The 13,900-nt window shown below is 68.0% G+C and carries 14 protein-coding genes; 12 read left to right on the top strand and 2 right to left on the bottom strand.

Annotated elements, in window-relative coordinates; translation table 11 throughout:
- Window positions 1–45: 45 nt before the first annotated feature.
- Together AB0C19_RS00730 and AB0C19_RS00725 are read right to left on the bottom strand one after the other, a co-directional pair.
- Complete coding sequence (locus tag AB0C19_RS00730; protein WP_357177394.1) at window positions 46–609, bottom strand: GNAT family protein; 564 nt, start codon at window positions 607–609, stop codon at window positions 46–48.
- Between the two features lie 94 nt (window positions 610–703).
- The gene (locus AB0C19_RS00725; protein ID WP_357177392.1) at window positions 704–1,234 is read right to left on the bottom strand and encodes a DUF6817 domain-containing protein; all 531 of its coding nucleotides are present in this window, start codon (window positions 1,232–1,234) and stop codon (window positions 704–706) included.
- 149 nt (window positions 1,235–1,383) lie between these two features.
- On the opposite strand from AB0C19_RS00725, the gene AB0C19_RS00720 reads away from it, so the two are divergent.
- The 12 genes from AB0C19_RS00720 (at window position 1,384) to AB0C19_RS00665 (ending at window position 13,872) form a co-directional block, all read left to right on the top strand.
- Window positions 1,384–1,968, top strand: coding sequence for an NADAR family protein (locus AB0C19_RS00720; protein WP_357178245.1), 585 nt, complete (start codon window positions 1,384–1,386; stop codon window positions 1,966–1,968).
- Between the two features lie 449 nt (window positions 1,969–2,417).
- Window positions 2,418–3,794 carry a family 43 glycosylhydrolase gene (locus tag AB0C19_RS00715; protein WP_357177390.1) on the top strand — a complete coding sequence of 459 codons (1,377 nt, stop codon included), beginning with the start codon at window positions 2,418–2,420 and terminating at the stop codon, window positions 3,792–3,794.
- Window positions 3,795–3,830: 36 nt separating this feature from the next.
- Window positions 3,831–5,270, top strand: coding sequence for a glycoside hydrolase family 43 protein (locus AB0C19_RS00710; protein ID WP_357177388.1), 1,440 nt, complete (start codon window positions 3,831–3,833; stop codon window positions 5,268–5,270).
- Between the two features lie 51 nt (window positions 5,271–5,321).
- A complete protein-coding gene (locus AB0C19_RS00705; protein WP_357177386.1) occupies window positions 5,322–6,815 on the top strand; it encodes an RICIN domain-containing protein in 1,494 nt (497 codons plus the stop codon).
- 376 nt (window positions 6,816–7,191) lie between these two features.
- Complete coding sequence (locus AB0C19_RS00700) at window positions 7,192–8,223, top strand: hypothetical protein (protein ID WP_357177384.1); 1,032 nt, start codon at window positions 7,192–7,194, stop codon at window positions 8,221–8,223.
- Window positions 8,224–8,994: 771 nt separating this feature from the next.
- Entirely contained in the window at window positions 8,995–9,705 is a 711-nt protein-coding gene (locus AB0C19_RS00695) for a ThuA domain-containing protein (RefSeq protein ID WP_357177382.1), read from the top strand.
- Window positions 9,675–10,775, top strand: coding sequence for a Gfo/Idh/MocA family oxidoreductase (locus tag AB0C19_RS00690; protein ID WP_357177380.1), 1,101 nt, complete (start codon window positions 9,675–9,677; stop codon window positions 10,773–10,775). Before AB0C19_RS00695 ends, AB0C19_RS00690 begins: the two co-directional genes overlap by 31 nt.
- Window positions 10,776–10,837: 62 nt before the next feature.
- Window positions 10,838–11,194, top strand: a complete 357-nt coding sequence (locus tag AB0C19_RS00685; RefSeq protein WP_357177378.1) for a DNA polymerase ligase N-terminal domain-containing protein — start codon at window positions 10,838–10,840, stop codon at window positions 11,192–11,194.
- A 227-nt stretch (window positions 11,195–11,421) separates the two neighbouring features.
- Window positions 11,422–11,754 (top strand): hypothetical protein, encoded by a 333-nt coding sequence (locus AB0C19_RS00680; protein WP_357177375.1) that lies wholly within the window; start codon window positions 11,422–11,424, stop codon window positions 11,752–11,754.
- A 28-nt stretch (window positions 11,755–11,782) separates the two neighbouring features.
- A complete protein-coding gene (locus tag AB0C19_RS00675; RefSeq protein WP_357177372.1) occupies window positions 11,783–12,037 on the top strand; it encodes a hypothetical protein in 255 nt (84 codons plus the stop codon).
- A gap of 337 nt (window positions 12,038–12,374) precedes the next feature.
- Window positions 12,375–13,109 (top strand): VOC family protein, encoded by a 735-nt coding sequence (locus AB0C19_RS00670; protein ID WP_357177370.1) that lies wholly within the window; start codon window positions 12,375–12,377, stop codon window positions 13,107–13,109.
- A gap of 430 nt (window positions 13,110–13,539) precedes the next feature.
- Window positions 13,540–13,872, top strand: coding sequence for a TraR/DksA C4-type zinc finger protein (locus AB0C19_RS00665; protein ID WP_266301961.1), 333 nt, complete (start codon window positions 13,540–13,542; stop codon window positions 13,870–13,872).
- The last annotated feature ends 28 nt before the right edge of the window (window positions 13,873–13,900 follow it).

The raw sequence follows: 13,900 nt of genomic DNA, 5'->3' as shown, positions 1-13,900 counted from the left end.
GGAGTGGCGGCGGGTTCGCATCAAGGGTGTGCGGGCTGACGCCCATCATCGGCGCTCGGGGTGTCCCCGGTGCTCCGCCCACTCCGGCGCGAGGATCGACATCACAGTGGCGTCAACCCAGTCGTCGCCGTCGCGCAGGACCTGCCGCAGCACACCCTCGGCAACGAAGCCGACCTTCTCGTACACCCGCCGGGCCCGGGGGTTGAAGGCGAACACCTCCAGGGAGATGCGGTGCAGGCCGAGCCTCTCGAAACCGTGGCCGACGATCAGGCGTACCGCCTCGGTGCCCAAGCCGCGGTCGCGGCCGGCGGCGGTGAGCAGGGTGCGGAAGTTGCAGTTCCGGTTGGCGGGGTCCCAGTCGTTGAGGACGACCTCGCCGACGCAGGCCCCGGTGGCGCGGTCCACGACCGCCAGGTCGAGTCGGTCGGTCTGCGCGTTGCGGCTGCCGTACCAGGAACGCATCCGCTCCTCGTCGGGAGCGTCGTCGGCCGGGCTGCCGGTCAGCCTGGCCACCTCGGGGTCGGCCACCGCCGCCCAGAAGGTGTCCAGGTCGTCGTCGACGAAGGGCCGCACGTCGAAGAGAGCGCGTGCCCGGCTGACCACATTCACCTGCCCGGAGTGACGGGATCGAAGCTGCCGGGGTAGACGGCTCGCAACCGTACGCGACCGGAGGTCCGTGCTGTCGGACGCGACGATTCGGGTGTCACTGCCGCAGGACCCGCTGCGCATCGCTGATGACCTGCTCCGAGGCGATCGGGGCCCACGACGCGAACAGCTCCCGGAAGTAGGCCCCGTGCCGGTCCGCCACCGCAGGATCGTGCTCGATGACGTCCAGCTCGTTGACGATGCTCAGGTCCACGAGCGACCGAAGTTGAGTCTCACCGGGCGTCCGCACCCGACGTGCGAAGCGGTCGAACACCTCGCCGGTCCTCGCCAGCTCCTGCCAGCTGCGTCCACGGTCGCAGGCGCCGTACAGATAGACGAGCTCCTCCGCGTCGGCGCCAACGAGATCCCGCAGCACGGCACGATCGGCCAGATCGAGCAGGGCGAGGTCGATCCCGTCGGTGCCGTAGACGGCGTGGGTGAGGCCCGCTGCCTGCACGTCGCGGGCGCAGCCGAGCACGGCGAGTCGTTCGCTGACTCGACAGAGGTGGGCGTACAGGGTGCCTCCGGGATGGGCGATCTGCTCAGCGCCCAGCCGGCGGAGCCAGGCCCGCGCGCCGTCGTTGCTCATGGTCCGACTGTAGGTATCGGCCGCCGATTTCGATGGCCGCCGGACGTGGGCAATATGTCACAGCGCCGTGGGCATACCTGGCGGCGCGGCGCCCGCGGACGCGTGAAAATGCGGGGTACGCGGAGCGCCGGTGCCGCACACTCGCCATCATGCTGGCATCGGTTCGGAGCGTCGGGGATCTGGCCACTGCGCAGGCGCAGGGTCAACGGGTCAGATTCCTGTTCTTCTGGGGGCACCAGCCCGAACGTGACGGGGGTGTCGGCGCAGGTTGCCTGAGCCAGTGGTGGCCGGCGCCGTTCACAGTCGACAAGCTGCGGTTCGCCACTGCGGAGCACTACATGATGTGGCGTAAGGCCACCCTGTTCGGCGACCGGGCGATGGCCGAACAGATCCTTGCCGCGCCGCATCCCCACGCCGCCAAGGCGCTGGGAGGGCGCGTCGCGGGCTTCGATGAGCAGACCTGGAGCGAACACCGCCTTCCGATCGTGGTGGCCGGCAACCGTGCGAAATTCGATCAGCATCCCGCGCTCCGGGCATTTCTGCTGGCCACCGGGCAACGAGTCCTGGTGGAGGCCAGCCCGCTCGACCGGATCTGGGGCATCGGCCTGAACCGCGACGATCCGGCTGCTGGCGACCCCGGCTGTTGGCGAGGGCTCAACCTGCTGGGCTTCGCGCTCATGCAGGTGCGCGAGGTGCTTGAGGATCACGGTCGGCAGGGGACGGTTCCGGCGTGACTCCCGGCTTCGCCGGACGTCCGGTCATCTTCCTCGATGTGGACGGACCGCTGATCCCGTTGACCCGTACACGGGCCTGACCGAGGCGGACATCGCCGTCGTCCGTCGATGGCTTCAGGAGGGTGACGGCACGGTCTGACCGGGACTGGGGATGGCGGGTGGCGTGATCGCGGTCGCGGGGGAGTGGCCATGGTCGATCCCTTGACACTCATAGATGCGATCGCTAACACTTGTCCGCAACGCGAGCTTAACGAGCCGAACACATTGTGTCTGTGGTCGTGTGACGCGCCGGAGGCACCGTGCGAGCACTCCACCCCGTCGCCAGGGCCGCTCAAGCCTGAGCCCGGATACTGCCTGCTCTTGTTAACGCTAACATAGATGATCTTGCGAGAGGGGCCGGGACGGTGATTCTGTCGGGAGCATCGACCAAGCGTCCACGTGCCCTCCTCGTGCTCTCCGCCGTGGCCGCTGCGGCCGTCGTCGTGGTGGCCGACGGGCCGGCGCAAGCCGCCACGCTGCCGACCGGCGCCGTCTCGCTGGAGGCCGTCAACCAGGCCGGACGGTACGTACGCCATATCGACTATCTCGGCCAGCTCGACCCGGTCACCTCCGGCAGCGCCAACCAGACCAAGCTGGATGCCACCTTCACAGTGGTCAACGGTCTGGCGTCGCCGACCTGCTACTCGTTCCAGACCAAGACCGGCATGTTCCTGCGGCACCGCGACTACCGGCTCCGGGTCGACCCGAACACCGGCGACGCGGCGTTCCGCGCCGACGCCACCTTCTGTGCCGTCGAAGGCTCGGCCAGCGGATCGGTGGCGCTCGTCTCGTACAACTACCCGAGCCGGCGGATCCGGCACCGCGACTTCGCACTCTGGCTCGACGCCTACCAGGACACGGCCGCGTTCCGCGCGGACAGCGCCTTCCGCCTCGTCGCTCCCTGGGCGCCCAGGACCACCAAGGGCCCGGTGATCCCGGGCCTCTTCGCCGACCCGCACCTCACCGTGTTCAACGGCCGCTACTACCTGTACCCGACCACCGACGGTTACGCGAGCTGGGCCGGCACCTACTACAAGGCGTTCTCCTCCACCGACCTGGTCAACTGGACCGACAACGGCGTGATCCTCGACCACGGTCCGGACGTGTCCTGGGCTGACAACTCGGCCTGGGCACCGGCGGTGGCCAGCGCCAACGGCCGCTACTACCTCTACTTCAGCGGCGGTGCGGCCAGCGGCAACACCGCCAAACAGTTGGGCGTGGCGGTGGCCGACAGCCCCACCGGGCCGTTCCGCGACGCGTTGGGCCGACCGCTGATCCGCAGCGACCAGTTCACCGGCGGGCAGACGATCGACCCCATGGTGTTCACCGACGACGACGGGCAGTCCTACCTGTACTGGGGGCAGGGCGTCGCGCGGGCGGTACGGCTGAACGCCGACATGGTTTCCTTCGACGCGGCGCAGGCGCGGGTCATCACACCGTCGGGCTACAACGAGGCGCCGTTCGTGTTCAAGCGCAACGGTCTGTACTACTTCATGTGGTCGGAGAACGACACGCGCAGCGAGGACTACCGGGTCGCCTACGCCACCGGCTCCTCACCCCTCGGGCCGTGGACAAGGCGCGGCGTGGTGCTGCAAAAACGCCTCGACGTCGGCATCAAGGGCACCGGCCACCACTCAGTGGTCCGCTCACCCGGCAGCGACACCTGGCACATCGCCTACCACCGGTTCGCCGTGCCGACCGGCAACGGCACCAACCGTGAGACCGCCATCGACCGGATGGAGTTCAACACCGACGGCACCATCCGCCCCGTCGTACCGACCCTCTAGCTGACTCGTCCGCGCCCCGCGAAGGAGAGAAGACCCATGTCGAGAGTCCTCGCCCGGCTCTGCGCGGTGGCGATCGCCGCATGCCTGCTGTTCACCACCTGGTCGGCGGCGACGCCGAAGGTGGCGTCCGCGCTCGATCCGACCGTCGGCTACCTGATGGCGCACTTCACCGGCGAGTCGTCGACCGACCAGCAGATCTACTTCGCCCACAGCGCCGACGGCCTGCGCTGGACCGACCTCAACAACGGCGGGCTCGTGCTGCGTTCCCCCATCGGCACCCGCGGCGTCCGGGATCCCGCCCTGGTCCGCTCACCCGGCGGTGACAGGTACTGGATCGTGGCCACCGACCTCTGCATCGCGTGCGGTCAGGACTGGTCGAGCGCGATCAACAACGGCAGCCGGAGCCTCGTCGTGTGGGAGTCCACCGACCTGGTCAACTGGTCGGCACCGTGGCTGTTGAACGTAGCCGGCGCGATCCCGGACGGACGCAACGCCTGGGCCCCGGAGGCGATCTGGAACCCGGACACTGGTGACTACGTCCTCTACTGGGCGACGAACGTCCCGCTCAACGGTGCGACCAAGCACCGCATCTACTACGCGCGCACGACGGACTTTCGCAGCATCACCACTCCGCAGATCTACGTCAGCCGACCCGGCAACCAGGAAATCATCGACACCCAGATCGTCGAGGTGCCATCCGGTGTCGGCGCCTACCGCTACGTCCGGGCCTCCCGGGACGCCCAGATCACCCTCGAGGGCAGCAACTCGCTCCTCGGCACCTGGACGAACCTCGGGAACCTGTCCGGCATCGGGCTGACCGGTGCTCAGGTCGAGGGGCCGATGTGGATGAAGGTCAACGCCCGCAACGAGTGGGTGCTCTACCTGGACCAGTACGCCAGCGGGCGCGGTTACCTGCCCGTCCTGACCACCAACCCGTCGAGCCCGAGCGCCTACCGGCTGCCGGCGTCCGGCTCGTACGCGATGGGCGGCACCAAGAAGCGGCACGGTTCGATCCTCAACCTGACCGCTGCCGAACAGAACCGGGTGCTCGCCCGCTGGCCCGCCGCAGCTGTCAACCGGATCCAGTCGTACAACTTCCAGGACCGTTACGTGCGGCACTACGACTACGACGTCCGCATCGACCCGAACGTCAGCCCCGCCCAGGACGGCCAGTGGCGGGTGGTGCCCGGCCTGGTCGGCTCCGGCACAGTCTCCATCCAGTCGGTCAACTATCCGGGCCACTACCTGCGCCACTACGGATACGACTTCCGGTTGGAAGCCAACGACGGCACCGCCACCTTCGCCGCCGACGCCACCTTCCGGCAGGTCGCCGGTCTCGCCAACTCCTCGTGGACGTCGTTCCAGTCCTACAGCCACCCCGACCGCTACCTCCGGCACTACGCCTACCTGCTCCGGCTCGACCCGGTGTCCGACGCGCAGAGCCGTGCCGACGCGACCTTCCGCGTGACCAGCTAACCCCTCAACATGTCGGGCCCGGAGAGGCACGAACTAGTGATTGGACAACGCATGAAACGGATCAGCCGGTCGATGCGCCGGACGTTGATCGCCCTGGTGGCCGCCATGACGGCGATGGTTGGCGGCGTGGTCGTCGTCGCGTCGTCGCCCGCCGCCGCCGCCACCAACCAGTTCCGAGGCATGAACTGGGCTCAACTGGGTGACAACTTCAGCACCAGCCCGCTCGTCGTGCAGGGCCTGAGCCAATCCGACAGCTACGCGACAGTGCAGGCCAAGGCCAACGCCCTCTACGACGACATGGCCTCCACCATGGGGATCAACACCGTCCGGCTGCCTATCAACACTCAGACAGTGGCCAACACCACCTGGTGGAACGCCTACCGAGGCGCCATTGACGCCGCAACTGCCCGTGGATTCAAGGTCATCCTCGCCTTTTGGACGGACCATTCCTCCGGCGCGAGGATCGCGAACCTCGCCGCGTGGAACACGATGTGGTCCAGCGTGACCAACGCCTACGGCTCGAACACCAACGTGTACTTCGAGCCAATGAACGAGCCGGGCGGTTACAGCTCGGCACAGTGGCGCGACATCGCAGCCAACTGGCTCAGCACCCACTACTCGGCCGTGCCCAGCCGGGTGCTCATCGGCGGCACTGGCGCAAGCCAGGACCTGCGCGACATCTGCAACGACAGCCGCTTCAACTCGACCCTGCTGTCCTTCCACCACTACGCTTTCTTCTACGGCTCGATGACCTACGACGCCTGGCGAAGTCACATGCAGACGCGTCTGGGCAACTGTGCCTCCCGGGCGGTCGCGACCGAGTTCGGCGGGCCCATGGACAACGGCCTCAACTACGCCGACGCGAACAGCACCGACAACTTCGTGCGCCACATCCGCGCCATGGCTCAGGTCATGCGTGACAACCAGATGGGCGGCACCTACTGGCCCGCCCTCGGCGGCAAGAACTCCGGCTCCGGTCACGACTGGTATTCGATGTTCGCCCTCAGCGGCAGCGGCACCAATCTCAACTTGACCATCCGCAACACTTCTGGCGCCGACCGGATCCGCTATGCCTATGGCGACACTATCGGCGGCGGCGACCCGACGACGCCTCCGCCCACGACGGGAACGTTCTACCGGATCGATGCGCGGCACAGCGGCAAGGCCATGGACGTCCAGCAGCCGAACACCGCCAACGGTGCGCGCATCGGCCAGTACACGTACGGCGGCGGTGCGTGGCAGCAGTGGCAGTTCCAGGACGCCGGCAGCGGTTACTGGCGCATCGTCAGCCGAAACAGTGGCAAGTGCCTCGACGTGGTGAGCGCGTCGACCGCCGACGGCGCCGAACTCGTCCAGTACACCTGCGGCAGCGGCACCAACCAGCAGTTCCAGATGGTCGCCAACGGTAACCACTTCCAGCTCCGGGCACGACACAGCAGCAAATGCGTGGACGTGCCGGCCGCGGCGACCGCGGACGGAGTGGTCCTCAAGCAGTACTCGTGCAACTCCGGCACCAACCAGCAGTGGTCTCGCACCACCGTCTGACGGTCATCTCGACGTGACGGCCACTTCACTGTGGTCGTCCCGGCCGGACAACGACGGATTGTGCATGTCGGCAATCCGTCGTTGTCCGGACGACGGCCCGCGTCGGGCGCACCGGCGACGCCGTCAACCGGGGTCAGCTGCGCTATCTCACCCGGCTCGACGGCAGGCTGCTCAACGGCAACTACCCGTTCGTGGCGGATGCGGATCCTCAGCGATCGGCTCTGCTCCGGCTCGCAGCCCGGTCCTGCAATTGACAGGCATGCTAGTTTGATGTCCCGCGAAGCGGAGTCCACGGAAGCACCGGGACAACCAGCGCGGACCTCTGTTCCTACTTCGTAGCCCAGCGTGCCCTCACGCGCGCCCGGGAGGAGCTGTCGTGCCCAGAGAAGTAATCGCCTTCGTGCCCCAACACACCACCACCAAGTCGCGTGTCATGGCAATCGTCGACAAAGGCAACGGCAACGAGTTGGATGCCATCGCGACGCTCGATTGGCCCCACCAGGCGATCGCCATTTGCAACCTGTTGAACTCTCCAGACAAGGGGCAGGAGAACTTCTCCGGCCTCTGGCTCAGTCTGCCGGCAAGCGTCCGAGCCGGGCTTGAGCAAGCAGCGCAACAGCGCGTCGACGTCACCGATGAACGGCAGTTCCTTGCCACCTGGTTCGTGAGCGAACTCGACGTCCCCAACCTGCCGAGGGATGGCAGCAAGATCGATTGGGCGGGGTTGTTTCCCGCCGCGCAGTGTCCCGCCGATGGGTGCGACTACTGCGACGGCTGTCCATCGTATGCCGAACGCCGAGGTGATGATGCCGGCAGCGGCCAGTGCGGTCCCGGCGGATCGTGCCGCTGCCTGATGGAGAGCGCGGACGACGACGAAGAAGTATGCGTATGTCCCATGTGGGGCGTCGGCCCTCGCTGGGCTGCTGCTCTCTACGAGTCGTTGTGCGGTATGGCGGAGGTCCTCGTTGATCAGGCGGATGGCCTCATGTGGGGGATCGAAGGTCCCGCGGTCGGGTTTCCGGCTTCGTTGATCGCGCAGCCGCCAGAATTCTTCGTTCGGCTCGCGCAGACCTGCGTCGACCTGTGTGACCTGCTGGCCAGGGGAGTGACGCCGGTGCCACACACCATCGCTGAGCTGCTGATGCTCGACGAGGCAGCGCGCTCTCACCTCGAGAGCCACATGACGAGTGCCGGCCTCGATGTCGACGAGATGAAGCAGGAGTTCGCACACCTTCCCGAAGGGCACGGTGACTTCGAGTTGGACGCCCTGTGGATGTTCCAGTTCACCAATTCCGACTGGGAGAAGATCGCCGAGTCCCAGACGACGTACCAGCCGTACTCCATGGGCCGCATCTTCGACCTGCTCCCGGAGGCTGCGGAGTGGCCCCGGAACGCGAAGCCGGCGTAGCGACGGATTCGTGTCCACCAGCACGGCGCACGGTGCCGAGCCGGCGGTGACAGCGTTTGCGCTGTCACCGCCGGCGTGGCCTACGCAGCGGCGGTCACGGCAGCGGACGGCCGAGGCGGGAGGACTCGCATTCCGGCTGGCTGCGAGTGTGGGCGGGGCTGGCGGCGACGAGCGTGCCCGCCAGCACGGAGCGGGGGAACACCTCGCCTGGGTCTGGCGTTGCGCTACCGTCAAGACGCGCACCTCGGCGTCGATCAGTCCACGGCCGCCGGCCGTCGATGGCCCGCAGGACCCCACCACACCAAGGAGAAGCCGATGCCGGAGCACGAACCCGCCCAAGACGACCCCACGGCGGCTGCCGACACCTCGACAACGGCCGAGACCGAGCAGCCGGCCGTTCCCGCGAATCGGGCTGCCCGACGCGCGAAGGGCAAGGTGGCCTCGCCTCAACCGCATGGAAAGGGTCAGCACCTCGGCGGCCGCGGCTCGGTCCAGAGCCCTCGCCAGTACGGTAACCGCCGTAGCGGTTGATCAGAAGATCCCGCCACGGCGCCCGCTATTGCGACCCGACCGGCTCGGATCCTCTGAGCCGGTCCGGAACCGGTGCATCGTACGGCGACAGTACACAGTGGAATCCGGAAGCCGGCGTACGTCGGCTTTGTCGTCGGCCACGGGTAGGGTTTCGGTGCTCGACACGTACGGGCATCGGCGGCACGTCCTCGGGGCGGGAGCGGCCAGCCCGGTGGCGACGGACCGTGGGAGGGAGCGACGGTGGCGCAGCGGAGAGCACTGGTGGTTCGGGGCGGTTGGGAGGGGCACCAGCCGGTCAAGGCGACGGAGTTGTTCCTCCCCTTCCTCGAACGTAGCGGCTATGCCGTACGCGTCGAGGGGTCGACGGAGATCTACGCCGACGCCGCCGAGATGGCCGAGACCGACCTGGTCGTGCAGTGCATGACGATGTCGCAGATCACCGCGGACCAGGTGGCGGGCCTCAGCGCGGCGGTCATCGCCGGCACGGGCTTCACCGGCTGGCACGGCGGCATCGTCGACTCGTTCCGCGCGTCATCCGAATACCTGCACCTGGTGGGCGGCCAGTTCGCGACCCATCCGGGCCGGGAGCCGTGTGAGCGCCACGGTGGCCCGGAGGACAACTTCCTGCCGCACACGGTGCGCGTCACCGACCTCGGCCGGGAGCACCCGATCACCGCGGGCATCGAGGACTTCGACCTGGTCACCGAACAGTACTGGGTGCTGCACGATGACCTGATCGACGTGCTGGCCGTGACCACCCACCCGACGCAGGCCTGGCATCCGTGGCGTCGGCCGGTCACCTCACCGGCGATCTGGACCCGACAGTGGGGTGCCGGGCGCGTCGTCGTGACGACCCCGGGGCACAGCCTCGACGTGCTGGAGCACGCGGATGTCCGTACCGTGATCGAGAGGGGGATGGTGTGGGCGACCCGCACCGCGTCGGCGTCATAGGTCTGGGGGTCATCTCCCGCGCGTACCTGGACACGCTCGCGGCCCACCCCGAGGTCGACATCGTCGCGGTGGCGGACCTCGACGCCGCCCGGTCGTCCGAGGTCGCGGCCACGATTCCTGGAGCCGAGGCGATGAGCGTCGAGCGTCTGCTCGCCCGCCCGGACGTGCAGACCGTGCTCAACCTCACCATCCCTGCCGCCCATGCCGACATCTCGCTGGGCGCTATCGACGCCGGCAAGAACGTGTATGGGGAAAAGCCGCTCGCCGTGACGTTCTCGGACGGTCGCTCGATCATCGAACGTGCCGCGTCGGCCGGTGTCCGCGTCGGATGCGCGCCGGACACCGTTTTGGGTACGGGTACGCAGACGGCGCGGTCGGCGATCGACGGCGGGCTCATCGGCCGCCCGATGTCCGCGTCGGCCGTCATGGTCACTCCGGGGCACGAACGCTGGCATCCCAATCCTGACTTCTACTACGCCCCGGGCGGCGGCCCGCTGCTGGACATGGGGCCGTACTACATCTCTGCGCTCATCCACCTGCTCGGGCCGGTCCGGGCGGTGACCGGAGCCGCCAGCCGCCTGCGCGCCGAGCGCGTCATCGGCTCGGGCCCCCGCACCGGGCAGCGGATCCCGGTGGGGGTGGACACTCACCTCACCGGCGTACTCGAGCACACCAACGGTGCGCTCTCCACCATCACGACGAGCTTCGACGGCGTCCGGACGACGGCCGCGCCGATCGAGGTGCACGGCGAGGCCGGCACGCTCGCCGTACCCGATCCGAACTACTTCGACGGTGAAGTCCGCCTCTTCGCGCTCGGCGACACCGAATGGCGCGCTCTCGATCCGCGGGCCGGTTACGCCGAGGCTTCCCGGGGCATCGGTCTGATCGACCTGGTCAGGGCCGACGATCAGCGCCCACCGCGCGCTGGCGGCGACGTCGCACTGCACGTACTCGAAACCATGACCAGCCTGCTCCGGTCGGCGGCCGAGGGCCGGCGGATCGAGCTGACGACAGTGGTGGAGCGGCCCGTGCCGGTTCCGCTCACGCAGATCGAGGATTGGAAGGCGTAGCAGGCCTGGTGAGGTGGCCGCGTCGACGGGCGGAAGGGCCGGCCGGCGCCGACAATGGGGGAGTGGCACCCGCCTTCGTCCTGCATCACCACCGCAAGCCACGACCGCACTTCGACCTGCGACTCGAAGAAGACGGTGTGCTGCGCTCGTGGGCAGTGCCCCGCGGTCTTCCGGACAGCCCCAGCGACAACCGCCTCGCGATCGCCGTGCCCGACCACGACCTCGATCACCTCACCTACGAGGACGTCGACAAGTCGATCGCCGACATCGGCACCTGGGAGGAGCATGACCGCACCGACCGCCGGATGCTGTTCACGTTGCACGGCCGCGCCGGTCGCCGTCGCTACGCGCTCATCCGCACCGGCGAGGGATGGCTGCTGCACCTGACGAAGGAGCAGCCCCCGGACGAGCACGGATAGTTGGTCACCGGCTCCAGTGGTGCCTGTACCGGGACGGCCTGGACACTGTGTGGTTGCACACCAGATGATGGACGGCGACCGCCTTTCGGGAAGTGCGCATGCCCCGTCGGCCCCCTGCCGCAGTTCGAGCCACCCACAAACGTCACCACCGGCGACAACCGCAGGCCCCCTGGCCCGCGCGCAGAGTCAAGGTTCGGCTCGATGTGCCTGGCCTGTCCGCCTCGACAATGCGACAGCTTCGCTTGCTCGACCGCCTCTACAACTGGCCGGACAACTGGACCGCCTCCGCCATCGTGACCTGGTGTCGACCGCCGGGTAAGGATCGCGGCTACGGCTGTCCCCGCACCCAGGTCCCCTGGCACAGTGACTACGACTGGCGAGCCAACTCAGATGATCCCCGCGCCGTCATCGACATCGCCTTCGGCCGGGTCTCCCAGAAGGCCCGCCGGGAGCTGCGTCGACTTGTCACTCCGGCCGACGAGAGTCGCCAGAGACTATGGCTGAACAACCCGTTCGCCGACCCCTGCCTCCCCTGGTGGCTACGAACGCTGGACTTCTGAACCCAGACTTGCGACATACGCTTCCCGCGTGAGCTACGACCTGTACTTCTGGCCGTCCGGGGCAGCGGAGGATCCTCGTCAGCTGGCTGATCGGCTCGCGGACGAGTCGGCGGATGGTCTCGTGCCGGATGCCCGCGTCCTGGCTTTCCGTGCCGAGGCGCTTCGCCGCTGGCCGGACCTTGCCGACATGATCGCTCCGTGGCACGACGATCTGGGTTGGCGGCAGCCGTGGGGCCACCCCGGTCTCGCCGATCGATTCGTCGGCATGGCAGTGCCTTTATGACGATCTCGACGAGGCAGCTCTGACCGGCGCGCTCGATGACACGAACGACGAGACAGCCGACCGTTGGTTCGAGTACCCGCTGGCCGGGGCGCCCACGCTGGTGGTCCGGCTGGCACAGTCACCGGGTAGCGCGGTTGTCAGTGTGGCCGTCGACGGCAGCATGGATCTGGTGCTGGCCGTACGGATAGAGACCGTTCTGGACGTGTGGTAGCGATTCGCCAGGCGTGGATGCGCCGGACACGTTGTGGCGGCCCGGCTGTGCCGGCGATCGGTGTGAACCCGTCCCTGACTACAGGTCGGGTGCTACCGCCGGCTCGACAGGCCCTAGCATCACGGCATGGCGACACGGCTTGTTCAGATCAACATGAAGGCTCGGGACGACTCCGCGCTGGGCGGTTTCTGGGCGCAAACCTTGGGTTGGGAAATCTCCAGCGAGGGCCCCGGCGTGACCAACCTCGAACCTGAGGGCTTCGTCTACCCTGACCCCGTCGCCGTCTGCGTCGACCTCGTCGTCTCCTCGGAGCCCAAGACGGTGAAGAACCGCGTACACGTGGACCTCGCCACCACCTCGGCGGCCCACCAGGCGCAGGTGGTCGCCCGCCTGACGGATCTCGGCGCAACCGTTGCCGACGTGGGCCAGGGTGACGTGCCGTGGACGGTCATGGCCGACCCGGAGGGCAACGAGTTCTGCGTGTTGGAGCCCCGTGAGCTCTACCGGGACACCGGACCGATCGCCGCCGTGGTGGTCGACTGTGCTGACCCGCGAGCCATGGCCCGGTTCTGGAGCGAGGCCACGGATTGGACACTGCACGAGGTGACCGATCAGGGTGCGAGACTGCGCTCCGCCAAGGGCGTCGGCCCCTACCTGGAGTTCGTCCGTACCCCTGATGTGAAGAGCGTGTGGAACCGCGTCCACCTCGACGTCCGTCCGTACCCCGGTGACGACCCGGAGGCCGAGGAAACCAGGCTCCGGAGTCTCGGCGCGACCCCCATCGACCTGGGGCAGGACGTCCCCTGGCGGGTGCTCGCCGACCCGGAGGGCAACGAGTTCTGCCTCCTCACCCCGAGCTGACCAACCGGCGACGCCCTGCCGACGGAGAACCGGACGGTCGCCGACTGAGTTCGGGCAACGGCCCTATTGTGGCGAAAAGTGGTGGAACGAGGTCCCACCGCGACCGTTGGCATTAGGGCAACCCCGCTCTATGGTGGGGGCATGCCGCCGGTGACTCTCCGCTCGCCCGCCGCCACCGAGGTGGCGGTAGGCGGTGCTGTGCGCGTGCCGACGGCGACCCGTCCCAAGGCCGACATGCGGGTGCCGGTCGTCCGCGCGCCGCACACCGTGCCCACGCACACCGTGCCCACGCACACAATGTTGAGCCCGACGCGAACCGGCCGAGGCCCACCTGCGGAGTCGTTGCATATCCAGAACGACCGCCAGGGCGAAGCTATCCAAGCTTCGGCCCTTTTTGTTTTTCCCGACCATTCCCCTTGAAAGGCAGATCATGAGCGTCGATCATCGTCCTACTCTCGACCAGAGTTGGCTGGCTGACCTGCGAGCGTCCCTGGCGGACGACTTCGCCACCCAGACGGCTCGGCTGCGGGAACTGACCGAGCTCAACGCGGACACCGGCGACCCCGGCGAGGCCCACAACCAGGCCGCGCTACTGCTGGCCACCCGTCAGAACATCGAGCAGATCACCGGTGCGCTGAACCGGATCAGCGACGGCACCTACGGTGCCTGCCACAGGTGCGGCCAGAGCATCCCGGCCGAGCGGCTCGAAATTCTCCCGCACGCTCGCTTCTGCGTGCCGTGCCAGGAGAAGCAGAACAGGTGACGCCAGGGTGTGGCTGCCGTACCGCCGG

The sequence above is a fragment of the Micromonospora sp. NPDC048842 genome (genome assembly GCF_040649935.1).
In the GTDB taxonomy this organism is placed as follows: Bacteria; Actinomycetota; Actinomycetes; order Mycobacteriales; family Micromonosporaceae; genus Micromonospora; species Micromonospora hortensis.
This window is presented reverse-complemented; position numbering and strand designations above follow the sequence as displayed.

Coding starts and splice junctions, on each gene's coding strand:
- AB0C19_RS00705 (WP_357177386.1), top strand. CDS start 5,322: ATGAAACGGATCAGCCGGTCGATGCGCCGGACGTTGATCGCCCTGGTG.
- AB0C19_RS00725 (WP_357177392.1), bottom strand. CDS start 1,234: ATGAGCAACGACGGCGCGCGGGCCTGGCTCCGCCGGCTGGGCGCTGAG.
- AB0C19_RS00710 (WP_357177388.1), top strand. CDS start 3,831: ATGTCGAGAGTCCTCGCCCGGCTCTGCGCGGTGGCGATCGCCGCATGC.
- AB0C19_RS00665 (WP_266301961.1), top strand. CDS start 13,540: ATGAGCGTCGATCATCGTCCTACTCTCGACCAGAGTTGGCTGGCTGAC.
- AB0C19_RS00720 (WP_357178245.1), top strand. CDS start 1,384: ATGCTGGCATCGGTTCGGAGCGTCGGGGATCTGGCCACTGCGCAGGCG.
- AB0C19_RS00670 (WP_357177370.1), top strand. CDS start 12,375: ATGGCGACACGGCTTGTTCAGATCAACATGAAGGCTCGGGACGACTCC.
- AB0C19_RS00680 (WP_357177375.1), top strand. CDS start 11,422: ATGCGACAGCTTCGCTTGCTCGACCGCCTCTACAACTGGCCGGACAAC.